The organism is Streptomyces sp. NPDC036813 (assembly GCF_055609245.1).
In genome coordinates, this window is the sequence record NZ_JBVJPV010000009.1 from 327,207 (window position 1) to 352,059 (window position 24,853).

The window sequence follows — 24,853 nt, forward strand, 5'->3', positions numbered from 1 at the left end:
CGCCGCAGGCAATCGCGACCCGCCACAGCGAAACCCGCAGACGAACGGCACCGCACCCGCGACACAACGGCACCCGCGGACGCACCGCACCGCACCCGCAGACGAAACGGCGCCCAGCCCCCCGCAGGGGCCGGGCGCCGCAGAACAAACGTCAGTGACGCCGGTACGACTGCACGTACCCGAAGGCCGGCGACCCGACCCCGGTGACGTCGTCGTAGCCCTTGACGGCCGAGAGCGAGCTGTCCTTGCCCAGGCTCCGCACCGACGTGCTCAGCCCCCCGCTCGCGTCCACCCCGTTGACGAAGTCGACGCGGGCCACGGCCAGCCCCTGACCCGTCGGGTTGTCCGTCACGTCGTGGTACGCCTTCGACCCGTACCGGGCGTAGATCCCCGGGTTCGCGAACCCGAGCGCCTTACCGCCCCCAGCCTCCTGCGCCAGCGCCTGCACACCGGCGATCACCGGCGCCGCCAGCGACGTACCGCCGATCCGGTACTCGTCGTAGCGCTGCGTCCCGTCCGGGAACGTCTGCGTCTGCCCGACCAGGAACCCGGTGTTCGGGTCGGCGATCGCCGCGATGTCCGGCACGACCCGGTTCCCGGCGGCGCCGTTGGCCTTGGCGAGGGCGTCCGGCACGACCCCCTTCTGGTAGTACGGCTGAGCCACGGTCCGGCTCGTACCGCCACCCGCACCGGACGTGAACGCCCCGGGGAAGCCGACCCAGCTGCGACCGTCGGCCGACAGCGCGGCCTTCTCGGTGCCCCAGCCGGTCTCGAACAGGTACTTGTCGCCCTTGCCGACGGCCAGCGAGGTACCGCCCACCGCGGTCACCCACGCCGAGTTCGCCGGGGTGTCCACCTGCTTGGTCCCGGTGTTGGCGACCTCGTCGCCGTTGTCGCCGGAGGAGAAGTAGAACCCGATGCCCTCGACGGCGCCGAACTGGAACACCTGGTCGTAGGCGGCCGCGAGGTCGGGCGTCTGGTTGGCCTCGATGTCGCCCCACGAGTTGGAGACGATGTCGGCCAGGTGCCCGTCCACGACCTTGCTGAGCGAGTCCAGCAGATCGTCGTCGTAGCAGGAAGCGGCCCCGACATAGGTGATCTGCGCGGCGGGCGCCACGGCGTGCACGGCCTCGACGTCCAGCGTCTCCTCGCCGTACCAGCCGGCGGCCCCGCACTCCTCGGTCTTGGTGTAGTTCTTCGGCAGCACCTGCCGCAGCTGCCCGGTGCTCCAGCGGGCGTCCCCGTGCTTGCCGGCGTAGGTGGCCACATCGTACGCGAGGGTCGGCGAGGCGTAGGCGTCGGTGATGGCGACGCGCACCCCCTTGCCGGTGTACGTGCCCGCACCGTACGCGGCGCGCAGCTGCTTGCCGGTGTACCCGCGCACCGCGTAAGGGATCTTCTGCCCGTACGCGTCCGGCAGCGTGGAGGCGATGTTCGAGCCGTAGTACGAGGAGAACGGCCCGGAGTTGCGGAACACGGCGTCCGGCGGCGGCAGCTGGTCCTTGTGGCTGGCCTTGTGCGGCGCGTTGTCGAGACCGGTGACGGTCAGCACGGCGTCACGCACGTTGTCGGGCACGGAGGCCGTGGCGACGGGCGCACGGTAAGTGGCCGAGCCCTTGGCGAAGTTGTGCAGCTGCGTACCGAACGCCTTCTCCGCGGCCGCGACGTCACCGCTGACGGAGACGTAGTGCGCGGTGACGGACGTGACCTTCAGCCCGGCGGACGTCAGCCAGGACTTGACCGCGGCCACCTGCGCCGCCGTCGCGCCGAAGCGCGCCTGGGTCTGCCGCGCGGACAGGTACTTGCCGTACTGCGGGGAGGACGGGTCGGAGACGGCTCGTGCGTAGTCGGCCAGTCCGGCCGCGTCCCGGCCGGCGAGGTAGACACGCGCGGACACCTGTGCGGAGTCCGCCGTCGCGCCCTTGTCCGCCTTGGCCGTGGCCCACGCCGGCTTGGTCCCGGCCAGCGCGTCCCGGTGCGGGTTGTCCGCGGCGCTGGCCGCGGGTATGCCGAGCGCCAGCGCGCCCGCGAGCATGGGCAGGGTGGCTGCCAGGCTCACGGAGGCGCGCAGCGCGGCGCGGTTGGATCTCATGGAACCCCCTGTGCGGTTCGTCGACGAGTGGATCACTCGACGGAGCACACTCTTTCGATGAACTGTTCATGTCAGGGGAATAAGAAGGCCAAAAGGAACCCAATAAAGTTTGCTAGGCCCGCGGCCCGGCCCCCCGCTCCTTCAACATGTCGGCCATCGCCTTCAGTTCGGACTCCTGCCCCTCCACCATGCCCCGGGCGAGCCGCTTCTCGACCTCGACCGTGCACCTGCGGACGCATCCCTCGGCCATGTGGATGCCGCCCTTGTGATGGTTCGTCATCAACCTGAGGTAGAAGACCTCGGCGGCCCTCCCGTTGAGCCCCTGAAGCTTCCTCAGCTCCGCGTCGGTCGCCATGCCCGGCATCGACGCGCCGTCCGCCGGCTTCGCGGAGGCCGTGCCGCCCATGTCCATCCAGGTCATCGGCGGCTCGGAGGTGACCTTCGGCAGCCCCCACAGGTCGAGCCAGCCGAGCAGCATGCCGCGCTGGTTGGCCTGCGTCTGAGCGATGTCGTAGGCGAGCCGCCGCACGTCCTCGTCCTTCGTGCGGTCGCGCACGATGTACGACATCTCCACGGCCTGCTGATGATGGACGGCCATGTCCCGGGCGAACCCGGCGTCCGCGGACTCCGTGCCCGGCGTCCGGGGGGCGGACCCCCCGTCCTCGGCGACGGCGTACGTGATCGCGCCGGCGGCCACGAGCGCGGCCGCCGCGGCGCCCGCGACCAGTCCGATGTGCCTCACTTCATCATCCCGCTGGAGCAGGAGGCGCCGGGCTCCGGCGTCTGCGCGCCCTGCACATAGGTGGAGAGGAACTTGTCCACGGCCGGGTCGTCGGCGCTGCGCACGCTCAGCTGGTGTCCCCACGCCGACAGCACGATGGGGGCGGACTGCTGCGCGTAGGGGCTCATCAGCGTGTACGGCGTCGCCTTCACCCGCGTGGCGAGCGCGGCCACGTCGGACTGCGCCGCCTTGGCGGTGTACGTCACCCAGACGGCGCCGTGTTCGAGGGAGTGCACGGCCATCTCGTCCTTGACCGGCTCGGTGTAGACGGTGCCGTTGCAGTCCGCCCACACGGGGTTGTGGTCGCCGCCGACGGGCGGGTGCATCGGATAGGTCACCGGCGTGGTCACGTGGTTGCGGCTCAGGGCGCCCTGCCAGGTCCGTACGCCGTCCGGACCGGTGACGAACTGCCCGCCCGGCGCGCTCTTGGCGCCGACGCCGCTGTTCTTGCCGTCGGTGGCGGCACTGGCGGTGGCGCCGGCCGCCGCGTCGGCCTTGCCGCCCCCGCCGTCGTCGGACCGCGCCTGCACCACGAACACGGCACCGGCGGCGAGCGCCGCCACGACGACCGCGCTCGCGGCGAGGGTGATACCCCGGCGACGCCGCTGACGGGCCTGCTCGGCCTGGCGCAGCGCGGCGACGTGGGCCTTGCGGGCGGCGCTGGTGTCGTGGTCGGTGTTCGCGGAACCCATGGGGCGTGTCCTTCGGGGAAAGGGACGGGGAGGGTGGGGCCCGCTGATCGTAGTGGGGGAGAAGGGACGCGCAGTAGGCGGACACCAGCCGCGGCACGCGAAGTGGCCCCGATCCGGTGACCGCACGCGCGCCGGCACCCGGCCCCGGCCCCGGTCGGGCACCCGCCCCCGGTCGGGCACCCGCCCCCGGGCGGGACGGGCACCCCGCCGGGCACTGGCCCCGGACGCCCACGGGCCCCGGGCCGGCACCCGCCCCGGAGGCACCGCCCCCGGACGGGCACCCGCACCCGGTCGGGCACCCACCGCTGGACGGCACCCGCACCAGGCGGGCACCGGCCCCGGTCGGGCACCGGCCCCGGTCGGGCACCGGCCCCGGTCGGGCACCGGCCCCGGTCGGGCACCGGCACCCGGACTGGCACCGGCACCCGGACTGGCACCGGCCCCGGGCCGGCACCGGCACCCGCCCGCGGGCCCGCGCCCGGGCTGGCCCCCGCCCCGCACCCGCACCCGGTCGGGCACCCACCGCTGGACCGGCACCACCAGGCGGGCACCGGCCGCGGTCGGGCACCGGCCCCGGTCGGGCACCGGCACCCGGACTGGCACTGGCCCCGGTCGGCCACCGGCCCCGGGCCGGCACCCGCACTCGGAGGGGCACCGGCCCCGGTCGGGCACCGGCACCCGGACTGGCACTGGCCCCGGTCGGCCACCGGCCCCGGGCCGGCACCCGCACTCGGAGGGCCACCAGCCCCGGGCCGGCACCCGCACCCGGACTGGCACCGGCCCCGGACGGCCACCGGCCCCTGGCCGGCACGCGCCCGCCGGCCCGCGCCCGGGCTGGCCCCCGCCCCGCACCCGCCCGCGGTCGTGCACCCGCACCCGGTCGGGCACCCACCGGCGGACTGGCACCCGCACCCGGACGGGCACCGGCCCCGGGTCGGCACCCGCCCGCGGGCCCGCGCCCGGCCTGGCCCCGCCCCGCACCCGCCCGCGGTCGGGCACCCACCGCCGGACGGGCACGGGCGCCCGAGCCGGCACCAGCCCCGGCCGGCCCCGGGTCGGCACCCGCCTGCGGGCCCGCGCCCGTCAGCGCCGATCGCGCTGCTCAGCGCCGATCGCGCTGCTCGGCGTCGCTCGCGGTCGACCGCGCCGAACCCGGCCCGCCCCCTGCTCGGAGCCCCATATTTGGAGTCCGCGATGCGTATTACCTAGGCTGGCCGCATGCGGCTCCTGCGCTCCACCGATCTCGCGCTGCGCGTTCTGATGCGGCTCGCCGTCGCGGGTGCGGCCACGCCGCCGACCCGGCAGGTGGCCGCGGACATGGACGTGCCGTACACGCATGCCGCCAAGGTCGTCGCCGAGTTGCAGCATCTCGGCCTGGTGGACGCCCGCCGGGGCCGAGGCGGCGGGCTCGCGCTCACCGAGAAGGGCCGGACGGCCTCCGTCGGCGCGGTGGTGCGCACCTTCGAGGGCGACGGCGACGTCGTCGACTGCGAGGGGGCAACGCCCTGCCCCCTGAGCTCCGGCTGCCGCCTGCGCGGCGCCCTGCGCCGGGCCCAGGAGGCGTTCTACGCCGCGCTGGACCCGGTCACGGTCGCGGACATCGTCGCCGACCCGACGGGACCGCTGCTGCTGGGCATCACCAAAGCCTCCTGAGACGGGGAACCGGAACCCCTCGCCAACCGCCGGGGGCGACGGCTCAGCCCTGGGCCAGCCACAGATCGGGCCCGAACACCTCGTAGTGGATGTCGGCGGCGGCGACCCCCTTGGCGAGCAGCTGCTCGCGCACGGCGCGCATGAAGGGCAGCGGACCGCACAGGTACGCGCGCGTGCCGGCCGGCACCGAGACGTCGCTGAGGTCGACCAGGCCGGACCGCGTACCGGCGGGCACGTCCTGCTCGTAGAAGAAGTGCACGCAGGCGTCGGCGAGCTTGCCCGCGTAGGCCTCCTGCTCGGTGCGCAGGGCGTGGTCGGCGGGGGAGCGGTCACCGTGCACGACGGTGACCGGGGCGGCGTGGGCGTCCCCGGCGAGCTGGGCGAGCATCGCGATCATCGGGGTGACGCCGATGCCGGCGGAGGCGAGCAGCACGGGCGCACCGGGTGCGTCGTCGAGGACGAGGTCGCCGTACGGCTCGGACAGCTGAAGGATGTCGCCGACGCGCACGCGCGCGTGGAGGTGGCCGGAGACCTCGCCGGCGGGCGTGGCGCCGGCGCCGCTCACGCGCTTGACGCTGAACTGGCGAACGGTCTCGCCCGGCGCGCCGGACAGGCTGTACTGCCGTATCTGCCGGGCGCCGTCGGGCAGCTCGACCTGCACGGAGACGTACTGGCCGGCGCGGAAGTCGCGCACCGGGCCGCCGTCGGCGGGCCGCAGCCGGAAGGTGACGACGTCCGCCGTCTCCTCGACGCGCTCGACGACCTCCCACGGGCGCCGGCCCGTTTCGGCGCTCTCCTCGTAGAGCCGCTTCTCGATCGCGACGAGCGCGTTGGCCATCAGCCAGTAGACCTCGTCCCAGCCGGCGGCCACCTCGGGTGTGACGGCCTCGCCGAGGATCTCGACGATGGCGGCGAAGAGGTGCTCGTGGACGACCTTGTACTGCTCGGGGGTCACCCCGAGGGAGGCGTGCTTGTGGGCGATCCGGCCGAGCATGGTGTCGGGCCGCTGGTCCGGGTGGTCCAGCAGGTGCACGGCGAAGGCCGCGATGGAGCCCGCGAGGGCCTGCTTCTGAGCGCCGGAGGCCTGGTTGCCGCGGTTGAACAGGTCCCGCAGCAGTTCGGGGTGGGCCTCGAAGAGCCGGGAGTAGAAGCGCTCGGTGATCTCCGTGATGGCGCCGGCGACGGCGGGCAGAGTGGCGCGGACGGTGGCTGCTGACTGCTCGGACAGCATCAGGACTCCTCCTGGCTCGACTGATCCGGACGGTATGAAAATTTGCATCTGAGATGCAAATTAACCAGGCGTGGCGTCGCTCACGTCCCGCCCCGGACCGGCCATTACGGATGCGGCCCCGAGCAGGCAAGATGGGCGTCAAGAGCAGTACGCCCGCACGCGCACGCGACGTTCCGCCCGCGGCCGCCCGGTCGATCATGGTCCGCAACGCGCGTGAAACGGTCGTGTGATGGGATGCTGCTCAGGTGCCCGACCGCCTCCCGCCTCACCGGGGACTGGCGGCCTGACCAGCAAGGATGGGGAAGCGGAAGATGGACAAGCAGCAGGAGTTCGTGCTCCGGACGTTGGAGGAGCGCGACATCCGGTTCGTACGCCTGTGGTTCACGGACGTGCTGGGCTTCCTCAAGTCCGTCGCCGTGGCCCCCGCAGAGCTGGAGCAGGCCTTCGACGAGGGCATCGGCTTCGACGGCTCCGCCATCGAGGGCTTCGCCCGGGTCTACGAGTCCGACATGATCGCCAAGCCGGACCCGTCCACCTTCCAGGTGCTGCCCTGGCGTGCCGAGGCCCCCGGCACCGCCCGCATGTTCTGCGACATCCTCATGCCGGACGGCTCCCCCTCCTTCGCCGACCCGCGCTATGTCCTCAAGCGCGCCCTGGCCCGCGCCTCCGACCTCGGCTTCACCTTCTACACGCACCCCGAGATCGAGTTCTTCCTGCTCAAGGAGAAGCCGCTCGACGGCAGCCGCCCCACCCCGGCCGACAACTCCGGCTACTTCGACCACACCCCGACCAACGTCGGCATGGACTTCCGCCGCCAGGCGATCACCATGCTGGAGTCGATGGGCATCTCGGTGGAGTTCTCCCACCACGAGGGCGCGCCCGGCCAGCAGGAGATCGACCTGCGCTACGCCGACGCGCTGTCCACCGCCGACAACGTGATGACGTTCCGGCTGGTGATGAAGCAGGTGGCGCTGGAGCAGGGCGTGCAGGCCACCTTCATGCCGAAGCCGTTCTCCGAGCACCCTGGCTCCGGCATGCACACGCACCTGTCGCTCTTCGAGGGCGACCGCAACGCGTTCTACGAGTCCGGCGCCGAGTTCCAGCTCTCCAAGGTGGGCCGCTCCTTCATCGCGGGTCTGCTGAAGCACGCGGCGGAGATCTCGGCGGTCACCAACCAGTGGGTGAACTCCTACAAGCGCATCTGGGGCGGCTCCGAACGCACCGCCGGCGCCGGCGGCGAGGCCCCCTCCTACATCTGCTGGGGCCACAACAACCGCTCGGCCCTGGTCCGGGTGCCGATGTACAAGCCCGGCAAGACCGGCTCCGCCCGCGTGGAGGTCCGCTCCCTCGACTCCGGCGCGAACCCCTATCTGGCCTACGCGGTCCTGCTGGCCGCCGGCCTCAAGGGCATCGAGGAAGGCTACGAACTCCCGCCGGGCGCCGAGGACGACGTCTGGGCCCTCTCCAACGCCGAACGCCGCGCGATGGGCATCGAGCCCCTGCCGCAGAACCTCGGCGAGGCCCTGACCCTGATGGAGAACAGCGACCTCGTCGCCGACACCCTCGGCGAGCACGTCTTCGACTTCTTCCTGCGCAACAAGCGCTCGGAGTGGGAGGAGTACCGCTCCGAGGTCACCGCGTTCGAGCTGCGGAAGAACCTGCCGGTGCTATAAGGGCAGGTCGGGGCGGGTCTCCTGCTGATTCGATGAGCGGGGCTGACGGTCGGAGAGGGTCAGCCCCTCGGCGTCTCGCGGGCTCTGGGCCGTCCCTGGGCCGTGGCGTGGGTTCTTGCCAACGAGAGGGTCTTGCGACTTGGTCGCCAGGCAGCCGGGCCAGGGAGCTGCTGGCCCGGCTGCTAGACAGGTTGGGGCTCTGCTTCGAACGCCGGGCTTGGAACTGCCGGCTCCTCTGCTCCAGCGGGCGGCTTAGGGGTCAAACTGACGAGCATCGCGGCTCCAGCATGAGAAAACCCATGTCTACAGCGCTGGCTACTTCCATTTAGCTGCTGCTGGAGAAGAGAAGCTCCCATTCTTGCTTGGATATCCAAGTCGATCAGCGCACGGCCCCCAATTTCCAGTGCCCATGAAAGCGTTGGCGACGTGGTCACTATCGATATCTCTTCTTTTGGACGCACGTAGACCGTCGAGATGCATCTAGTTTCGAGCACGGCTCCAGGTTGAATCAAAGGAATCTTGTGCGAGGAAAGGAGTTTTGGCTCGACTTTCACGCCAGCATTCGGGTCGCTGGTGCAGTAGGGCTTCAATGCAGGTGCATCCCACGCTTGGTAGTGCTCGATTGGGGCCCGTTGCTCACGGGCGGGCTCGCGTATAGCTATCTCAAGGCCTTGTATTTCACTCTCTGGCGCCCCCGCCTCGGATGCCGGTATCGAAGGAACACCTGCCGCCCATGCTTTTCCTGATATATTTTGAATAACTGTTCTTGTCTCGCTCTTTAGTTGCAAGTGGCCGTCGTGCCAGCTGAGTGTGAGTTTCTCGTTCAGTGATAGCGTGACCCGGTCATAGCTGCTGAGCGAGTCGATCAGCGCTTCCACATACTGCTGTGGCGCGCAGATTCCCCACGAAGCTCGTAGGGACTCGGTTGCAACATCCTTTACGAGTTGAGCCTTGAGTAGGCGGTCGACGGTTATTCCAAGTAGTCCTGCAATGAATATGGCCTCGCCGAATGAGCCAACTATCGGGGCAAACCACTGCCTTTCCACCGAGTCACTCCAGTGTGTGATGGCAATTATGGCGGCCCCAACTATTGTGATCAATGGAAGGAGTACTTTGAGAATCCTTCGTTTCGTTGTGTGATTCAACATCGTTGACCTCCTCCACCCTGATATTTTCGGACGGCGGCACGGCTGGTGCAACCGCGCCGCCGTTGGGTGAAGGGTGAACGAGAAGCTGAGGGTGTCTAACCGTCAGTGCTCACCTGTGAGTACTTTTTGAACCGCGGAGGGCGCCCCCGTGTACATTCCGCCGGTGGCTTTCCGCGCGCGGTCATCGCTGCTTGGCATCAGATGGGTGTACACCCGGAGCGTGAACCCGGGATCGTTGTGTCCGAGATAGTGACTTACAACGGCTAACACAATGAGGCGGAGCGCCTCTCAGCGCCGTGTCTGGCGAGCGAGTTGAGCGTTGTCCGACCTGTGGGGGCATCACCGTGGATCGTGTCGGATGAGCTGTGGGTGCGGATCGCGCCGCTGTTGCCGAGGAAGGAGCGGCGCTTCCGGTACCCCGGTCGCAGGCCGCTGCCGGATCGGCAGGTGCTGTGCGGGATCTTGTTCGTGCTGTACACGGACATCCAGTGGGAGCACCTGCCGAAGAAGCTCGGCTTCGGTTCGGCCATGACGTGCTGGCGACGGCTGCGGGACCGGAACGAGGTCGGAGTCTGGCAGCGGCTGCACGAGCTGCTGCTGGCCGAGCTCAATGCGGCGGCCAAGCTGGACTGGTCTCGCTGTGTGGTCGACTCCTCGCACGTCAGGGCGCTAAAAGGGGGCTCCACACGGGCCCGTCGCCAGTCGACAGGGGCCGGGCCGGCTCCAAGCATCACCTGATCACCGACGGGCACGGCACCCCGCTCGCGGTCCTCCTCACTGGCGGCAACCGCAACGACGTCACCCAGCTGCTGCCGCTGCTGGACGCCGTCCCTCCCGTCCGCGGCCGCCCGGGACGCCCCAGACGCAGGCCGGACTCACTGTTCGCCGACCGCGGCTACGAACACGACATCCACCGCGACCAGGTCCGTGCCCGCGGCATCGTCCCCGCCATCGCCCGCCGCGGCAGCCGGCACGGCACCGGCCTGGGCACCTACCGTTGGGTGATCGAGCGGACCTTCGCCTGGCTCCACGGCTTCCGCCGCCTCCGCGTCCGCTGGGAACGCCGAGCCGACATCCACGAAGCCTTCCTCAAGCTGGCCTGCTGTCTGATCACCCACCGACAACTCAGCTCATTGTGTTAGCCGTTGTAAGTCACTAGCTCCCGTCGCGCGCTGCGCATTACCACCTGAGAATATTTCCGCGCTCGCGGATCCGACGCCTTCCAAGGCGGATCACCTTGCCCTCGGTGAATCCTGCGCGTTTGACATCTGAAGACGTTGATATGATGAACTGATAGCCCTTTTGAGCGAGTTTGCTTATCTGGGAGGAGATCGACTGCCTCTTCCCTAGATCCCATGCCCCCATTGGCTCGTCGAGTAGGTACAAGCGATACTGGCCTTCCTTGCTCAACGTCTGTTCTAGCTGAGCAAATCTGTCTGCCTCGGAGAATCTTGGATTGAGATAAAAGCACTCTTCCGGTCGAGGCTTACTGTGCCACAGTATTTCCAGATTCTTTGCGACCTCCAAAGCGAGAGAGGGCGGTAGCTTGCGAATTTTCTCCATTCAGCAGCCCCGGTGTGAAGGGCCAACGCCATCATTAGGATCGTTTTTCCGGATGCGTTTCTGCCTGCTATGACATTAATTCCGGGATCGAAGCTGATTCCCTGACGCAGTGCCCAGATTGCTTCAAGGGGCTCTCTGGTGCTGAAATCATAGGGGACGCGTGATGCTATCAACGTGCCGCGAACGGTCGAGCTAGCGGGTTTACTTGATTGGGTTAGAGCCCCCTGGCTTTCCATTTCGGACACTTCGCCTGGAGGATTGCTCAGCGGGTGCCCCTCTTGGATCAACCCGCGTTCAGCTATCCAGCGAACAAATGGAACATCGTCATGCTGCAACTCGCGAAAGGCGGCGGACACTGACGGGTCTTCCGGCCAGCCGGCGTAGAGGCTCGTTACAGCAAGTTCTCGCTTGGAGGTATCGTCGGATCGGACAAGGGTGAGCAGTGCATCTCGTGCAGAGATGTCTCCTGGCCAGCTTTCTAGGAGCGCCTCTACGGCAGTCTGGCGTACTCGACTGGCGCGGTCGTATGTGAGGCGTACGACAGCCTCTTGGGCTACCTTGTCGCCCGGCCATCCTTCCGCGAGACCCTCAATGGCAATTTCTCGGGTTTCCTCAGAGTCGTCGACCGTTAGCGCTACGACGGCGTCACGAGCACTCGAATCGCCTCGCCATGATTGCGTCAATACCCATATTGCGACAGCTTGGACGTTGGCATCGGGGTCGCGTGTTGCTGTGATGACAGCTTGCCGTGCCGCCTCGTCATCAGACCAGTTCTGGCCTAGATTGCGTATTGCAGTCTTGCGAATCTCTGATTCCTCGTCGCCAATCAGCCTAAGCAGGGCGTCGCGAATTGTGAGACTATGGGGCCAATTTCGGATAAGGGTATCTAGAGCCGCCCTTCGATTGTCTACGTCAGTCAATCGAGTGGCGGCAAGCAGAATCGCTTGTTCGTCGGCCAGCTCTAGGTCGGCAGCGGGAGTGAGATCTCTCTGCCATTCGTGCGTTTTTCGGTCTTCGGCTGTGTTTATTTCTTCTGCCGCGATCAGAGCGGCGGTGATGTCATCAAGTGCTGCCTGTCCCGAGAATTGCGCAGGTAGAATCTCGTACTGCGGCAGAGCGGGGCCGGTCGGTAACGTTTCGATCTTCGGAACGTCAGGATGTTGAGACAGTCGGTGCACGTTCGCGTGCGCCTGCTCCCAGAGAGTCTCCAATAGAAGGCGGCGTTCATTTACTCTGGCCAGCTGTGATTCTGCTGTGGCTTTCTGAGACACTGCTTGCTGTCGAGAATCCGGTACAGCTTCCAATGCAAATGACTCGCCACCCGGGCGCGGTGCCTGAACCGGCTTGGTATCCAGATCGATAATGATCTCTCGGAGCGAGCTGATGATCTGCAGCAGGGTGGTCATTAGTAGTTGGGCATCACTCAAAGCCCACCGGAGTCTGTCTTCGATGCGGTGAGCGCGCTCAAGCTCAACTTGAAGCTGAAGGGTGGCCACAGTGGCTTCGGGAGATGCAAGTGATGTGGGTGTGACCGACTTATCCGCGCGTTTCTGGTTGTGATATTGGCGAGCGGTGGTCAACAGTTCATCCGCCTTGCGGCAGAGCTCTTGGTGGAGTGCGGTAGTCACGCCAATAGTGCTGCTAGTAATCTCCAGGAACATCATCACGAAACGGTTGGAGGGCGGGGCAGTCGCTCCCTTGAAAAGCCGATCTATGTGTGATTTGGAGAAGTTCATGCCACTCACCGGATCGACTGGAATGGCCTGCCCCGCCTCGATCCGTGCCCGCTCCCGATCGGAACGGCGCTGGAAGCGCTGTTCGATGTCCCTTGCGGTGAGGCCGGCCGCTCGGCTCTGTCTTGCAGAAACTGTCCCAGCGCCTTGCTGGCTTCCTCGTCGCGACCTGCCGACGGTGTCATGTCCCCACCCGTCCCTGCCCTGTCCCTGGGGCGTCCCTGGGACAGGGCAGGGACGCGGATGTCGCCCCAGGTCAACTCCCCAGAGCGTTGAAGGCGTCCCGAACTGTCCCCGTGACAGTTGGGGGCACCCTGCCCCCACCATGATTCTCGCCTCAGCCGTCCAGCAGGTCAGCGGCTTCCCGTAATTGTGCTGAGGAGAGCAACAGTGACTACGCCCATCTACGACATCGCGAGCAGCAGCCACGTCACCGGCATAGAGCATGTGATCGTCTCCGCACTGCCGGAGTTCATTGGTGCGCTGGCGGCCACGTTCGTCACCTCGGTGGCGATGCGGGCCTTCCAGAAGTGGGGCAGGCAGGACCGGTCTGAGGCCGATCAGGATGATGTCCCCCGTTGAGACGTGCATCTCGCTGCCTCGCATTGCGTTTCGTTGGGGGAGATGAGGTACCTCACTGCCCAGGCCGCTGTACCCCTGGCGCTGCTGAAGCCGGGCCGTCTGTGGGCCGTCGAAGGGCGGCCCGAGGCGACCAACGACGACCAATGACGACTGCTCTACCAGCGGTCAGCGCTGCTTCGACGTTGAGCGCTTGAGGTCGTTCCCAGGCAGCAACACTTCCTGCGCAACAAGCGCTCGGAGTGGGAGGAGTACCGCAGCGAGGTCACCGCGTTCGAGTTGCGGAAGAACCTGCCGGTGCTGTAGGCGCAGGTCGGGGCGGCATACCGCTTCGAAGACGCAGTGTGGCCGACCGCTCGTCGCGGTCGGCCACACTGCGTCTTGTGACGGTTGCCGATCTTCGTTCAGACGGTGTGCCCCTTCGCCGGGTCCGCCCTGGTGAGGGTGCAGACGCCGGCCACACAGCTGCGCTCCAGACGGCTGCGGGAGATGGTCTGCGCCAGGCCGACCAGCCAGCAGGTGGGGCAGCCGCGGAAGGCGATCAGACCCAGCGGGGCCGCCAGCAGGATGGCCGGGCCGGCGACGGGCACCAGGGCGATCGAGCCGATGATCAGCCCGAAGCCGATGACGCCGCGCGCCAGGTGGCGCGGTACGGACTTGCCGGCGAAATGCGTCGCGGGCGCCGCCGGCCGCGCGGCGGACGGGATGTTCGTGCCCTTCGTGGACTTCACGGTCGTACCTCTCCTCCGGCTGATCGATCGGCTGCTTGGCCGGCCGGCCGGTCGGTCTGTGCCAGTGAGTGACGCAGGGCTGCGCGGGCTCTGTGCAGCCGCGACTTCATCGCGGCGTTGCTCAGACCGAGGGACCGGGCGACGGCATGCCCCGGCAGGCCCTGGACGTCCCGCATGACCAGGACCTGGCGCTGGTCACGGGGAAGGGCACCGACCGCGGCCGCGATCCGCTCCACTTCCATGTGCCGCAGTACCGCTTCTTCGGCGGACTGCTCCACGCATCCCTCCGGTTCGGCCGTCTCCTCGTCGCTCCGCGCGAAGAGCGACCGCACCTGTCGGAGGCATTCGTTGCGCACGATCCGGAACATCCATGAGCCGAGTGCGCCGGTGGCCCGCAGGGTGCCGATCTTCCGGTACAGGATGATCAACGCCTCCTGCGCCGCGTCCTCCGCGTCCTGCGGTGAGGCGCACAGCGACAGGGCGAACTTGCGCACATGAGGCTGCGAGTCCATGACGACAGCGGTGAGCGAGGCGACGTCGCCGTCCTGCGCGGCCCTGATCAGCCGCTCGTCCGGCCAGGGGAAGCGCCGTGTCATGTGTCCTGTTCCTCCTCGGCAGGCGCTGCGCGAAGGCAATGGTCAGCCACGGCTCTTCCTCCAGCGCCTCATGAGGTGCAGGCTGCACGCGGACACCAGCAGCACGCCGATCACCACGCTGCCAACGACCATGGTCTTCCTCCTGACATCCGTCGGCCCACGCGGCCGGTACACGGATAAGAGGCGGGCAGGCCCGAAAAGGATTCACCCGGTGACGTCGCCGCGTGCGAGCGCCGTCCCGTGCCCCCGGCCTGTCAGGGGCGGTGGTGCTCCGCCGGGCGCGGAGCGTGGCGCTGGGCCGGGGGCACCACGGGATGGGCGTCCGCTTCCGGGCGCAGACACTCGATCCGGTAGTCGCCGCTGTCCTCGTCGATCGTCACCCCGTGCGTCTCGCTGCGGAAACCGGGGAAGCGGCGGTCGAAGGACTCCAGCGCCGTGAGATAGCGCAGCAGCGGGCCGTCGGGGGCCCCGACCCGCTCGCCCGGCATCAACACCGGGATGCCCGGCGGGGTGACGGTGACCATCGCCGCCGCGATCCGGTCGGCGGCCTCGGCGATCCGCACCCGCTCGGTAGAGCCCCGCACCAGCCGCTGGTAGCAGTGCTGCGGCGGGAACACCGGCTCGGGAAGCTGCTGGAAGGCGGTGTCCAGCAGCTCCACCAGGCGCGCCGAGCGCAGCTCGTCGTGCATCTGCCGGCACAGCGCGCGCAGGCTCAGCCCGGCGTACCGCCTCGGATGGGCGGCCACGGCCTGCGGCAGCACCCGCTCCAGCGGGGCGTCGGCGTCGTACAGGGCCTTGAAGTCCATCAGGGCGTCCAGCAGCGTGCCCCACTTGCCCTTGGTGATGCCCATGGAGAAAAGGACCAGCGTGGTGTAGCTGTCAGTTTTCTCCACCACGATGTTCCGGGTCGCCAGGTACGCCGTCAGCACCCGCGCAGGGATGCCCTCGTCGGCCGTCTCGCCGGTGGCGGTGATCCCCGGGCAGGTCAGGGTGACCTTGACCGGGTCCAGCATGCAGTGGCCCTCGGTCAGCCCCGGGAAACCGTGCCAGTCGGCGCCGGGCTCGAGCGTCCAGCAGGACGGCTCGGTACGTAGCAGTTCGGGCGGAGCCTGATCGAAGCGGAACCGCTCGCCGGTCCCCGGGTCGGTGACCGTCTCCGGCTGCCACACCCCGAAGAACCACGGCGGACGGTCCCCGGCCGCCTCGATACGGCGCCGCAGCCGCACCATCTCCTGACGGAACCGGACCGCCTCGGTCACCGCCTCGTCGAGGAGCCACTCGCCCTGCGGTCCGTCCATCATCGCGGTCGCCACGTCCAGGGACGCGATCATCGGGTACAGCGGGGACGTGGTGCCGTGCATCATCAGCACCTCGTTGAAGCGGTCGTGCTCCACCGGGGCGCGGGGCGCGGGCCGCACGTGCACCATCGCCGACTGCGACAGCGCGGCCAGCAGCTTGTGCGTGGACTGCGTCGCGAACACGGTCGGCCGGTCGGGGCCCGGGAACGACGTCTCGTCCACCGCCATGCCGTAGCGCCCCGCGTACAGCGGATGGAAGCGGGCGTACGCGAACCACGCCTCGTCGAAGTGCACCCGCGGGGTGCTCGCCCCGAGCGCGCGCGCCACCGGGACCGCGTCGTAACACAGGCCGTCGTAGGTGGAGTTGGTGAACACCGCGTACTGGGGGTGCGGGGAGCGCGCGCCCTCGGCCAGCGGGTGCGCGGCGATCCTGGCGGCGACCGCCTGCGGTGCCAGCTCGGCCGGCGGCAGCGGGCCGGCGAGACCGTAGCCGTTGCGGGTCGGCACCAGGTAGACCGGCCGGGCCCCGGACACCACGAGGCCGTGCAGCACCGACTTGTGGCAGTTGCGGTCCACCAGCGCCAGTTCGTCCCGGGTGACGCTGAAGTGACCCACCAGACGGTTGCAGGTGGAGTCCCCGTGCAACACGAAGTAGGTCAGATCGGCGCCGAAGACCCGGGCCGCGTTGCGCTCCGCCGCACCGATGGGGCCCGTGTGCTCGAACAGCGAGCCCAGCTCCTCCACCGAGATCGACAGGTCGCTGCGCAGCAGCCGCTCGCCGAAGTAGTCGTGGAAGGCGCGACCCGCCGGCGACTTCAGGAACGCCACGCCGCCGGCGTGCGCCGGGGTGTGCCAGGAGTACTCGTGCGCGTCGTCGAAGCGGCGCAGCGCCCGGAAGAACGGCGGCAGCACCGCCTCCCGGTAGGCCCGGGCCGCGGTGGTGATCCGGCCCGCGATGAAGCCCGCGGTGTCCTCCAGCGGCCAGACGTAGCCCACCACCGTCTCCGACACCCACAGCGGCAGGTCCCGCACCCCGTCGTCCGCCATCACCAGGAACACCGGAAGCTCCTGGAACCGCCGGCCGATGTGCCGCAGCACCGAGGCGCCGCCCGGCTCGCCCTGGCCCGGCGGGCCCGCGGCCGGGACGCCGGGCAGGTCCCAGGCGACCAGGGCCGCCGCCAGCCCGGCCTCCGTGCGCAGCACCGCCTGCGCGTCCTCGGCGGTCACCGCCCGGCGGACCTCGAAGCCGGCCTCCTCGACCGCCGAGGAGATCTTGCGCAGCTGCTCGGCCCCGGCCCCCTCCGCGCGAGGATGCTCCGGCACCGCGATCAGGATCCTGCCGTCGGCCATGCCCGCCCCCTCTCGTGCGGCCCGGTGCCGCCCCGGTCAGTGTCCGGGGCGGCTCACGGTGCGCACGGGGGCCGAGGGAGGCAAACCACCGGGACGACGGAAAACCCCGGTCGCGGGTTGACCGGGCCGCGCTCGGAGGTGCTGGTGCTGTGACCTGAGCGGCCGGCGTGCTGTGCTGCGGTGCGCGAGACTTTTGGAAAGTGCCTCTGGCATATGCCTTGACTGTCCGGGCCGACGTGACAAGCGTGGGTGGTGTCACGCCGACCAGCAGGACAGGAGGCCGAGCACCATGACACCCGGATTCACCGCGCGGCGGGTCGCGACGGCGATCGGCGCGGGCGCCGCAGTCGTCGCCCTCGGGCTCGGCGGCGCCAGTATCGCGGACGCCAAGATCCAGCCCGTGGACACCTCCTGCACCAACAATGGAGGCAACCAGCCCGGAGGCCAGCAGCCGAGCTGTACCGGCGGCGGGCTGACCCAGAACTCCGAGAACCAGAACCCCGCCGGCCACGCCCCGCCCGGACAGAACCCCTAAGGGAGGAACGCCGGGGAGACTGCCGCGGTGCTGATGCGCCGCGGCCTTCCCGTGCCGTCGGCCGGGACCTCGTACAGGTCCGCGCCGTAGTCGCCCGGCAGGGCGTAGACCAGGGTGTGGTCGTCGCGCCAGACCGCCTGGTCATCGACGCTGCGCGGCTCGGCCAGCGGGGTGTCGCGCAGGGTGCGCAGGTCGAGGACGTACAGGCGCCACGGGGCGTCCTTCGGCAGGCCCCGCACCCGCTTCTTGAACGCGATGCGGGTGCCGTCGGGGGACAGGGACGGGCACTCGACGTTCGTCCGCAGCGTCGTGACCGTACGGGTCGTCAGATCGCCGCGGACCAGGTGGGTCCGTCCCTTCGTCGCCATGGTCGCGTAGAAGGTGCGGTCGTCGGCGGCGAACGTCACGCCCCAGAAGTTCACGTCCGCCGCGCGGTAGCCCCGGCCGTCCTTGACGATCCGGAACGCCTCCAGGGACGGGATGAGCCTGCCCGTGCGCACGTCCACGATCGCCGCGCGCGTGGAGAAGTTCGTGCCCGCGTAGGAGTCGCCGCCCACGAACGCCGTCCAGGCGGCGAAGTGCCCGCTCGGCGACACCCGTGCGCGGGAGGGGATGCCGGGGACGTCGTAGTGGTGGGTCTCCTTCAGCCGGGCGTCCAGGAGCACCGCGCGGTAGGTGTCCGCCACCGCGCCGTGCACCGCCTGCAGGCACACGCCGGTGCCGGCGGCGGCGTAGAAGCGCAGGCACTTCACGCCGGAGGCGGTGCGCGGGCCGGCCGGGTCCGTCGCGGGCACTCCGGTCAGCTCGTCGCGGTGCGGGCCCCAGGCCATGTTCCGGAAGACCATCCGCCCGCCGTCGGTCAGTGACACGCGGCCCGCGGTCACCTTCGGCCCGCCCGGCTGGGCCTGGTCGCGCCGCTCGGCCCGCGCCGAGGCGTGCAGCACCGACGCCACGGCGACACCCGCGAGGACGGCGACCGCGGTGAGCAGGACGAGGACGCGGGTGCGCGTGCGGGACGAGGGGCGGTCGGAGGACTCGGCCGTCATGCCGTGCCTTTCGGGTGCGGGGTGGCGGTGGTCTGCGGGCGCAGGGTGAACGAGAACGCGGCGCACAGGGCGAGCGCCACCGTCGACGCCGCCAGCGCGGAGCGGTCGCCCCACACGGTCCACAGCGCCCCGAAGCCCAGCGAACAGGCGAACCGGGCGAGCGCCTGGCCCGTCTGCACGAGCGCCAGCCCCGAGGAGCGCAGCGCCTCGGGCACGCTGTCCGAGGCCGCCGCCATCAGCACCCCGTCGGTGGCCGCGTAGAAGGCGCCGTGCAGCACCAGCACCGCGTAGGGCAGCGCGGCCCCGTGCCAGGACGTCAGCAGCAGGGCGTATGCCGTGAGCAGCGCACCGTGGCCGGCCAGGAACATCCGCCAGCGGCCCACCCGGTCCGCCAGCCGGCCCGCGGGCATCGCGAGCAGCAGGAACGCGGCCGCCGTGCCCAGCGGCAGCAGCGCGAACCAGCGGTCGGGCACGCCAAGCCTGTGCTGCAGCAGCAGGTAGACGAAGGAGTCGCTGACCGTGGCCAGGCCCAGGAGGAGGGCGCAGACGGTGATACGGCGCAGGTCGCGGCGGCGCAGCAGGCGCAGGGCGTTGCGGAGGGTGGGGCGCTCCGCCGGCGAGGCGGGTGTCCGGCCGGCCGCCGTCGGCTGCGGGCGGCCTGAGGGGACGAACAGCACCAGCACCAGGACGCCCACGACAGCCACGCAGAAGCTGACCGTGAACACCGCGTCGTAGCCGTCCACGGTGGCCCGCAGGACGGCGAACGCCACCAGCGGTCCGAGCAGGGCGCCGGCGGTGTCCATCGCCCGGTGCACCCCGAAGGCGCGGCCGCGGGTCTCCGGCGTACTGGACAGGGAGATCAGCGCGTCGCGCGGGGCCGTGCGCAGGCCCTTGCCGGTGCGGTCGGCCGCCAGGACCAGAGAGATCGGGGTCAGCGAGTGCGCCACCAGCAGCAGCGGCTTGCAGGCGGCCGAGAGGCCGTAGCCCAGGCCCGCCACCCACTTGTGCCGGCCCCCGCCGCGGTCGGCGACGTGGCCGCCGGCCAGCCGTACCAGTGCGGAGAAGCCGTTGTAGACGCCGTCCAGCAGGCCGAAGCCGAGCGGGGACAGGCCGAGCCCGGCCACCAGGTACAGCGGGAGCACGGCGGTCACCATCTCCGACGACACGTCGGTGATCAGGCTGACCGTGCCGAGCGCGAGGACGGTCGGGGCGACCGCGGCGCGGCGCCGCCCGGCGGGAGGCCGGGCGGCGCCGTCCGCGGACGCCGGCGCCGCGGCTGCGGCGCGGCTGTCCGCGACGTACACCTCAGGACGCCCAGATGCCGGTGATGTCCTGGGCGGAGCCCGCGTTGCCCGCGTGGGAGGAAAGGCCCTTCAGGTCCTCCAGCGTACGCAGCAGGTTGTAGTGGTTGTACGTCGTCGACGAGGACGAACCCGGGGTGACGGGCTGGCCGTACAGGACGGTCGGGATGCGGTTGCCGGACAGCTTGTTGTCCTCGTCGAAGGTGACGACGAGCAGGCTGTTGTGGGTCTTGGCCCAGGTGGCGTAGGCGCCGAGGTTGTTCTTCAGCCAGGTGTCACCGGTGGACACCGAGCAGTCGTGCATGTCGCTGCACAGGTTCGGCACGACGAAGGAGACGTCGGGCAGCGTCGAGTAGTCGGTGGGGAACTGGGAGAACGTCTTCGCCGACGAGGTCGGCACGTTGCTGAAACCGAACCACGGGTTGTGCTTGCGGGCGTAGCTGCCGCTGCTGCACGTCGTCGAGCCCTGGCTGGGCAGCGTCTCGTTGTAGCTGGCCCAGGTCTTGCCGGCGCCGAGCAGCTCGGAGGCGAGGTTGGGGGCGGAGGAGAAGCCCGGGGTGTAGCAGCTGTCGTCGGTGATGCCCTGGGTGGAGCCGGAGAACAGGGCGAAGTAGTTGGGCTGGCTGGGGTGGGTCTCGCCGTAGGACTGGGTCAGGTTGGCGCCGCCGGCCTTCAGCGTGTTGTTGATGTACGGGGCGCTGGAGGAGCCGATGACCTGGCTGTAGGCGTGGTTCTCGAAGACCACGACGACCACGTGGTCCGGGCTGGGCACGGCGCCCGCGGCGTGCGCGGTCTCACCGCCGAGCCCGGTCCACAGGCCGACCGCGGCTGCGGCGAGGGCCGTTGCCGAGGCCAGGGCGGTACGGGCGCGGCGGTACACGGAACTGCCGGACACATCAACCTCCGGGTGGGGACGGGCGGGCTGGCGGTGCGGACAGAGCATGCACACGCCAATATGCCCGCGGCCCACGTGGGGCAACCCGGCGGATGAAGAGCGGATGAACGGCCGGCCCTGCGGGGCCCTTCGGGGGTTGCGGCCTACGGGGTCTGCGTGGATTGTTCGGTGGACTGTGCCTGGTGGGCCAGCACCTGGTGCAGGGGTTCCCCGGCGCGGCGGCGGTACTCCTGGACGGCCCAGCCGTTGCCGTCGGGGTCCGTGAAGTACATGAAGGTCGCTCCGTCGTCCGGCGCGTACTGGACCGGCTCGGTGACCTCGAGGCCCCGCCCGACCAGTTCCGCGTGGGCCGCCTTGATGTCGGCCACGCAGAGCTGGAGGCCCTGGTAGGAGCCGGGGGCCGGGCGGGGGCCCTTGGTCATCTCCCAGATGCTGTCGCCGAGGGCGATGGAGCAGCCGGAGCCGGGGGGTGTCAGCTGCACGATGCGCATGCCCGGCATGACCTCCGTGTCGATGTCGACGTGGAAGCCGACCTTGTCGCGGTAGAAGTCGCGGGCCCGGTCGATGTCGCTCACGGGCAGGGGGATCACTTCGAGGGTGAAGTCCATCGTTCTCCTCCTCCTGGTGGTCCCCCCACCGAAGCGGAAAACCGGGGGGTGCGCCACCGGATTCGCCGACGGGACGGTCAGCCGAACATGCCGGGCCGGTAGTCGCCGGCCGGCTGGCGGACCAGGACGTTCACGCGGTTGTAGGTGTTGATCACGGCGATCAGGGAGACGAGGGCGGCGAGCTGGTCCTCGTCGTAGTGCTCGGTGGCCCTCTCCCAGACCGCGTCGGGGACGCCGGGGCCGTCGGCGAGCCGGGTGCCGTGCTCGGTGAGCTCGAGGGCGGCGCGCTCGGCGTCGGTGAAGACCGTGGCCTCCCTCCAGGCGGCGACGAGGTGGAGGCGCACGGAGGTCTCGCCGGCGTGGGCGGCGTCCTTGGTGTGCATGTCGGTGCAGAAGCCGCAGCCGTTGATCTGGCTCGCGCGGATCTTGACGAGCTCCTGGGTGGCGGCGGGCAGGGGGGAGTCGGTGACCACCTTGCCCGCGGAGTTGAGGTGGCGCAGGAACTTTCCGGCGACGGGGTTGGCGAAGAGGTTCAGTCGGGCGTCCATGGGGTGCTCCCTCGGGTTTCGTCGGTGCCTTTCGCCGGTCTGACGCAACGGCGGCGACCGATGTGACAGGCGCTGGATGTGACCTGCGCCACGAGAGTGACCTGCGCCCGGTGACTCGGCCTGCGCCCGGTGACTCCGCCTGCGCCCGATGACCCTGCCTGTGCCCGGTGACTTCCCGCCCCCGCGCGGTGACTCCACCTGTGCCCCGTGACTTCGCCCCGCGACTCCACCTCGCCCCGCGACTTCGCCTCCCTCGCGACTCCGTCGCCCCTGGTGGGTGCCGTCGCCCGCCAAGTCGCCCCCCGACTGGGCAACTTGGGAACTCCTGAGGGGTTGTCAGTGCAATTTCACATTACTATGTTACAGCTCACATTGCAGTGGCATGCACGCCTCAACACGCACGCCTCAAGATGAGCCACTCCCCACACCGAGGAGCCGCAGGTGTTCCACACGCCACGCCTGTTCCCGCCCCGGCGCAGATCGCTGCGCGCCGCCCTGCTCGCGGCAGCCGTCACCACGGCCCTGCTCGGCACGGCCGACGTCCCCACCGCTCAGGCGCACGAACGCGCCGAGGTCACCTCCTACGCGCCCGGCCCCGCCGGCCCGTCGCACGACGAGGTGGCCCGTCTCGGCAGCGCTCCGGCGCCCGGCACGCCCGCCGGGACGGCCCCCGGCGGCCGCCGAGCCGACGGCCGCGTCCCCGGCCCCGGCCGGATGCCGCAGTCCGCGTCGCCGGCCACCGCCTGCACCCTGGACGACGTCACCCGCCTCGACCCCGAGCGGTTCGCCGACTTCCTCGCGGAACCGGGCGTCACCGCCGACGGCTGTCTGCGCACCGTCCTGTGGACCTGGGACGCCCGGCTCGCGCCCGTCATGGACGACGCCCACGTCCAGGCCGTCGCCCACCGCGCCGCCACTCTCGCCGCAGGTCACGACGGCCGCGACTCCAGCCATCTGCTGGAGATGTTCACCTATCTGCACGCCGTCGTGTACCACGACTTCTCACGCGACGAGATCGACGTCAGCGACGCGCCCACCCAGGAGGCCATGCGGCGGGCGGTGTACTACTTCGGCACCGCCCCGCACACCTTCGACGCCACCCGAACCAACGCCGAGACCCTGCGCGAGGCCCTCTACACCGGCAGCGCCCCCGGACTGCGCCAGTCCCAGCTCGGCCTGATCCGCAAGGTGCTGGCCACACTCGACCGGTACCACACGGACACCTACGCCGACCCCTCCTGGGGCGGCGCCGCGCTCGCCGCGCTCAGCGTCAACTACCTCGGCCTCTACGAGGGCAACCACGACACCGCCTTCCAGACCGTCGTCGCCCGCAACGACGCCTACCGGGACGCCTTCCGCCGGTTCGCCGGGTACGTCCATCTGAAGGGCACGCCCAACGAGTGGGCCGTACGGGACGCCCTGTCGGAGTACGGGCGCTTCGGGGTCGTCGCCTCCCTGCGTGACCGGATCGTCCCCGATCTCGGCTCGCTGCTCACCCCGGTGACCGGCACCTGGGGCCGCGGCAGCGCTCCCTGGGCGAAAGTCGTCTCCTGGCTCGGCTTCTACGGCGCCTGCAAGCCGTACGCCGTCTGCAAGGACGACATCGAGCGACAGCTGTTCCCGCGCACCTACAGCTACGACAACGGCGCCCTGAAGGTCCGCACCGCGCTCGACCGCGCCACCGTCGACCAGCTCTACTACGCGAGCAAGCAGGTCAAGGCGCAGTTCCTGCGCGTGCTCGGCACGCAGGCGCCGCTCGCCGACGACACCAACGGCGTCCTGACGATCGTGCTGTACGCCTCCCGCGCCGACTACGAGAACTACCATCCGCTGCTTACCGGCATGGGCACCAACAACGGCGGCATCTACATCGAGCGCGGCGCGACCTTCTACACCTACCAGCGGCGCGTCCCGCAGGACTCGCGGCTGACACTGGAGGAACTGTTCCGCCACGAGTACGTGCACTACCTCAACGGCCGCTGGGCAGTGCCCGGTTACTTCGGCGAGGGCCCCTGGTACCAGGGTGACCGGACGACGGCGATGGACGAGGGAACCGCGGAGTTCTTCGACGGCTCGACCCGCGCCGGCGGCGTCGCCGTGCGCAGGTCCCTGGTGCAGGGCGTCATCGCGGACACCGCGAACGGCACACCCCGGATGGGCGTCGAGCAGCTCCTGCACGCCACCTACGACGCCGACGGCTTCCGCTTCTACGACTACGCCGGGACGTTCTTCGAGTACCTGTGGAGCGAACACCCCGCCCTGCTGCGGGAGATGTACCGGTACCTGCGGGCCGACGACCCGGCCGGCTTCGACGCCTGGCGCGAGCGCACGGGCCGCGACCCGGCACTCCAGCAGGGCTACGACGCCTTCCTGGACCGGCAGATCGCGCACGTCGACGGTCTGTACGTGCCGAACACCACCTACACGCCGGACGGCGGGCTGCGCGAGTCCACGGCCGACGCGGTGCGCGCCTCCTTCGCCGCCGCCACCTCCACCGACCCCGCCTGCACGGCGAACGGCGACCCGGGCATGCCCCGGTTCGTCTGTACCGGCCGCATCACCGCCCGGCTCGCCGACGCGGGCAGTGCCGACCGGGTCTTCGAGGACATGTCCGCCACCGTGGACCGATTCCTGCTCGACCGGGCCGCGGCCGCCTCGCCCAACCTCGCCGACATGAACTGTGCGTTCGGCGAGGTGACGATCTGGACGGACCGCACGGGCGGCACCGCGGACTTCAGCTGCGAAGGCCCCCTGCGCCGTTGATCGAAGCGAGGTGCCGGACCCTTGTGAGGCACAGTGC

At 69.9% G+C, this 24,853-nt stretch carries 20 protein-coding genes and 1 pseudogene; 7 read left to right on the forward strand and 14 right to left on the reverse strand.

What is annotated here, in order from left to right:
* Positions 1 to 151 precede the first annotated feature (151 nt).
* The 3 genes from ACZ67Q_RS20945 to ACZ67Q_RS20955 all read right to left on the reverse strand — a co-directional run bounded on the left by ACZ67Q_RS20945 (position 152) and on the right by ACZ67Q_RS20955 (position 3,565).
* Complete coding sequence (locus ACZ67Q_RS20945; RefSeq protein WP_471184149.1) at positions 152 to 2,092, reverse strand: S53 family peptidase; 1,941 nt, start codon at positions 2,090 to 2,092, stop codon at positions 152 to 154.
* A 112-nt stretch (positions 2,093 to 2,204) separates the two neighbouring features.
* Positions 2,205 to 2,834, reverse strand: a complete 630-nt coding sequence (locus ACZ67Q_RS20950; RefSeq protein ID WP_471184151.1) for a DUF305 domain-containing protein — start codon at positions 2,832 to 2,834, stop codon at positions 2,205 to 2,207.
* Positions 2,831 to 3,565 (reverse strand): DUF3105 domain-containing protein, encoded by a 735-nt coding sequence (locus ACZ67Q_RS20955; RefSeq protein WP_471184153.1) that lies wholly within the window; start codon positions 3,563 to 3,565, stop codon positions 2,831 to 2,833. Before ACZ67Q_RS20955 ends, ACZ67Q_RS20950 begins: the two co-directional genes overlap by 4 nt.
* A 1,218-nt stretch (positions 3,566 to 4,783) precedes the next feature.
* Between ACZ67Q_RS20955 and ACZ67Q_RS20960 the strand changes: the two genes are divergently transcribed.
* Positions 4,784 to 5,218 (forward strand): RrF2 family transcriptional regulator, encoded by a 435-nt coding sequence (locus ACZ67Q_RS20960; protein ID WP_471184155.1) that lies wholly within the window; start codon positions 4,784 to 4,786, stop codon positions 5,216 to 5,218.
* A 43-nt stretch (positions 5,219 to 5,261) separates the two neighbouring features.
* Here the strand turns inward: ACZ67Q_RS20960 and ACZ67Q_RS20965 are convergent, their stop codons facing one another.
* Positions 5,262 to 6,449, reverse strand: coding sequence for a globin domain-containing protein (locus tag ACZ67Q_RS20965; protein WP_471184158.1), 1,188 nt, complete (start codon positions 6,447 to 6,449; stop codon positions 5,262 to 5,264).
* A gap of 311 nt (positions 6,450 to 6,760) precedes the next feature.
* On the opposite strand from ACZ67Q_RS20965, the gene glnA reads away from it, so the two are divergent.
* Complete coding sequence (gene glnA, locus ACZ67Q_RS20970; RefSeq protein WP_361638960.1) at positions 6,761 to 8,122, forward strand: type I glutamate--ammonia ligase; 1,362 nt, start codon at positions 6,761 to 6,763, stop codon at positions 8,120 to 8,122.
* Between the two features lie 182 nt (positions 8,123 to 8,304).
* Here the strand turns inward: glnA and ACZ67Q_RS20975 are convergent, their stop codons facing one another.
* Positions 8,305 to 9,270, reverse strand: a complete 966-nt coding sequence (locus ACZ67Q_RS20975; protein ID WP_471184160.1) for a hypothetical protein — start codon at positions 9,268 to 9,270, stop codon at positions 8,305 to 8,307.
* Positions 9,271 to 9,600: 330 nt separating this feature from the next.
* Between ACZ67Q_RS20975 and ACZ67Q_RS20980 the strand changes: the two genes are divergently transcribed.
* Positions 9,601 to 10,412 (forward strand): IS5 family transposase gene (locus ACZ67Q_RS20980; protein ID WP_471184163.1). Its coding sequence is split into 2 segments (ribosomal slippage): positions 9,601 to 9,924 and positions 9,927 to 10,412, totalling 810 coding nucleotides; the frame shifts between segments, so codons are not numbered across the junction.
* Between the two features lie 276 nt (positions 10,413 to 10,688).
* On the opposite strand, the gene ACZ67Q_RS20985 is transcribed toward ACZ67Q_RS20980, so the two are convergent.
* Positions 10,689 to 12,569: a HEAT repeat domain-containing protein gene (locus ACZ67Q_RS20985; protein WP_471184165.1), complete on the reverse strand. Its 1,881-nt coding sequence runs from the start codon at positions 12,567 to 12,569 to the stop codon at positions 10,689 to 10,691.
* 387 nt (positions 12,570 to 12,956) lie between these two features.
* Between ACZ67Q_RS20985 and ACZ67Q_RS20990 the strand changes: the two genes are divergently transcribed.
* Both ACZ67Q_RS20990 and ACZ67Q_RS20995 read left to right on the forward strand, forming a co-directional pair.
* Entirely contained in the window at positions 12,957 to 13,148 is a 192-nt protein-coding gene (locus ACZ67Q_RS20990; protein WP_471184167.1) for a hypothetical protein, read from the forward strand.
* Between the two features lie 216 nt (positions 13,149 to 13,364).
* Positions 13,365 to 13,451: pseudogene (locus tag ACZ67Q_RS20995) on the forward strand (glutamine synthetase); the annotation flags it as partial.
* 98 nt (positions 13,452 to 13,549) lie between these two features.
* On the opposite strand, the gene ACZ67Q_RS21000 reads toward ACZ67Q_RS20995, so the two are convergent.
* The 3 genes from ACZ67Q_RS21000 to ACZ67Q_RS21010 all read right to left on the reverse strand — a co-directional run bounded on the left by ACZ67Q_RS21000 (position 13,550) and on the right by ACZ67Q_RS21010 (position 17,120).
* The gene (locus tag ACZ67Q_RS21000; protein ID WP_471184169.1) at positions 13,550 to 13,876 is read right to left on the reverse strand and encodes a hypothetical protein; all 327 of its coding nucleotides are present in this window, start codon (positions 13,874 to 13,876) and stop codon (positions 13,550 to 13,552) included.
* Positions 13,873 to 14,472, reverse strand: coding sequence for an RNA polymerase sigma factor (locus tag ACZ67Q_RS21005; protein ID WP_471184172.1), 600 nt, complete (start codon positions 14,470 to 14,472; stop codon positions 13,873 to 13,875). Before ACZ67Q_RS21005 ends, ACZ67Q_RS21000 begins: the two co-directional genes overlap by 4 nt.
* 254 nt (positions 14,473 to 14,726) lie before the next feature.
* On the reverse strand, positions 14,727 to 17,120 hold the full coding sequence (locus ACZ67Q_RS21010) for an Orn/Lys/Arg family decarboxylase (protein ID WP_471184174.1): 2,394 nt from the start codon (positions 17,118 to 17,120) through the stop codon (positions 14,727 to 14,729).
* Between the two features lie 289 nt (positions 17,121 to 17,409).
* Between ACZ67Q_RS21010 and ACZ67Q_RS21015 the strand changes: the two genes are divergently transcribed.
* Complete coding sequence (locus tag ACZ67Q_RS21015; RefSeq protein WP_471184176.1) at positions 17,410 to 17,655, forward strand: hypothetical protein; 246 nt, start codon at positions 17,410 to 17,412, stop codon at positions 17,653 to 17,655.
* Here the strand turns inward: ACZ67Q_RS21015 and ACZ67Q_RS21020 are convergent.
* The 5 genes from ACZ67Q_RS21020 to ACZ67Q_RS21040 all read right to left on the reverse strand — a co-directional run bounded on the left by ACZ67Q_RS21020 (position 17,652) and on the right by ACZ67Q_RS21040 (position 22,053).
* Complete coding sequence (locus ACZ67Q_RS21020; RefSeq protein WP_471184179.1) at positions 17,652 to 18,701, reverse strand: TolB family protein; 1,050 nt, start codon at positions 18,699 to 18,701, stop codon at positions 17,652 to 17,654. The two genes, ACZ67Q_RS21015 and ACZ67Q_RS21020, sit on opposite strands and share 4 nt — an antisense overlap.
* Positions 18,698 to 20,005, reverse strand: a complete 1,308-nt coding sequence (locus tag ACZ67Q_RS21025; protein WP_471184181.1) for an MFS transporter — start codon at positions 20,003 to 20,005, stop codon at positions 18,698 to 18,700. The genes ACZ67Q_RS21020 and ACZ67Q_RS21025 overlap by 4 nt, the downstream gene beginning before the upstream one ends.
* 1 nt (position 20,006) lies before the next feature.
* Complete coding sequence (locus ACZ67Q_RS21030) at positions 20,007 to 20,897, reverse strand: alkaline phosphatase family protein (protein ID WP_471184184.1); 891 nt, start codon at positions 20,895 to 20,897, stop codon at positions 20,007 to 20,009.
* A gap of 143 nt (positions 20,898 to 21,040) precedes the next feature.
* Positions 21,041 to 21,505 carry a VOC family protein gene (locus tag ACZ67Q_RS21035; RefSeq protein ID WP_471184186.1) on the reverse strand — a complete coding sequence of 155 codons (465 nt, stop codon included), beginning with the start codon at positions 21,503 to 21,505 and terminating at the stop codon, positions 21,041 to 21,043.
* 77 nt (positions 21,506 to 21,582) lie between these two features.
* Complete coding sequence (locus ACZ67Q_RS21040; RefSeq protein WP_471184189.1) at positions 21,583 to 22,053, reverse strand: carboxymuconolactone decarboxylase family protein; 471 nt, start codon at positions 22,051 to 22,053, stop codon at positions 21,583 to 21,585.
* 441 nt (positions 22,054 to 22,494) lie between these two features.
* Between ACZ67Q_RS21040 and ACZ67Q_RS21045 the strand changes: the two genes are divergently transcribed.
* Positions 22,495 to 24,816 (forward strand): collagenase, encoded by a 2,322-nt coding sequence (locus ACZ67Q_RS21045; protein ID WP_471184191.1) that lies wholly within the window; start codon positions 22,495 to 22,497, stop codon positions 24,814 to 24,816.
* Positions 24,817 to 24,853 lie beyond the last annotated feature (37 nt).

What these genes read in the sequence shown, in the direction of transcription:
- glnA (WP_361638960.1), top strand. Translation starts at nt 6,761, where the DNA reads ATGGACAAGCAGCAGGAGTTCGTGCTCCGGACGTTGGAGGAGCGCGAC.
- ACZ67Q_RS21015 (WP_471184176.1), top strand. Translation starts at nt 17,410, where the DNA reads ATGACACCCGGATTCACCGCGCGGCGGGTCGCGACGGCGATCGGCGCG.
- ACZ67Q_RS21040 (WP_471184189.1), bottom strand. Translation starts at nt 22,053, where the DNA reads ATGGACGCCCGACTGAACCTCTTCGCCAACCCCGTCGCCGGAAAGTTC.
- ACZ67Q_RS20965 (WP_471184158.1), bottom strand. Translation starts at nt 6,449, where the DNA reads ATGCTGTCCGAGCAGTCAGCAGCCACCGTCCGCGCCACTCTGCCCGCC.
- ACZ67Q_RS20960 (WP_471184155.1), top strand. Translation starts at nt 4,784, where the DNA reads ATGCGGCTCCTGCGCTCCACCGATCTCGCGCTGCGCGTTCTGATGCGG.
- ACZ67Q_RS20955 (WP_471184153.1), bottom strand. Translation starts at nt 3,565, where the DNA reads ATGGGTTCCGCGAACACCGACCACGACACCAGCGCCGCCCGCAAGGCC.
- ACZ67Q_RS20985 (WP_471184165.1), bottom strand. Translation starts at nt 12,569, where the DNA reads ATGAACTTCTCCAAATCACACATAGATCGGCTTTTCAAGGGAGCGACT.
- ACZ67Q_RS20945 (WP_471184149.1), bottom strand. Translation starts at nt 2,092, where the DNA reads ATGAGATCCAACCGCGCCGCGCTGCGCGCCTCCGTGAGCCTGGCAGCC.
- ACZ67Q_RS21005 (WP_471184172.1), bottom strand. Translation starts at nt 14,472, where the DNA reads ATGACACGGCGCTTCCCCTGGCCGGACGAGCGGCTGATCAGGGCCGCG.
- ACZ67Q_RS21035 (WP_471184186.1), bottom strand. Translation starts at nt 21,505, where the DNA reads ATGGACTTCACCCTCGAAGTGATCCCCCTGCCCGTGAGCGACATCGAC.
- ACZ67Q_RS21010 (WP_471184174.1), bottom strand. Translation starts at nt 17,120, where the DNA reads ATGGCCGACGGCAGGATCCTGATCGCGGTGCCGGAGCATCCTCGCGCG.
- ACZ67Q_RS21020 (WP_471184179.1), bottom strand. Translation starts at nt 18,701, where the DNA reads ATGACGGCCGAGTCCTCCGACCGCCCCTCGTCCCGCACGCGCACCCGC.
- ACZ67Q_RS20975 (WP_471184160.1), bottom strand. Translation starts at nt 9,270, where the DNA reads ATGTTGAATCACACAACGAAACGAAGGATTCTCAAAGTACTCCTTCCA.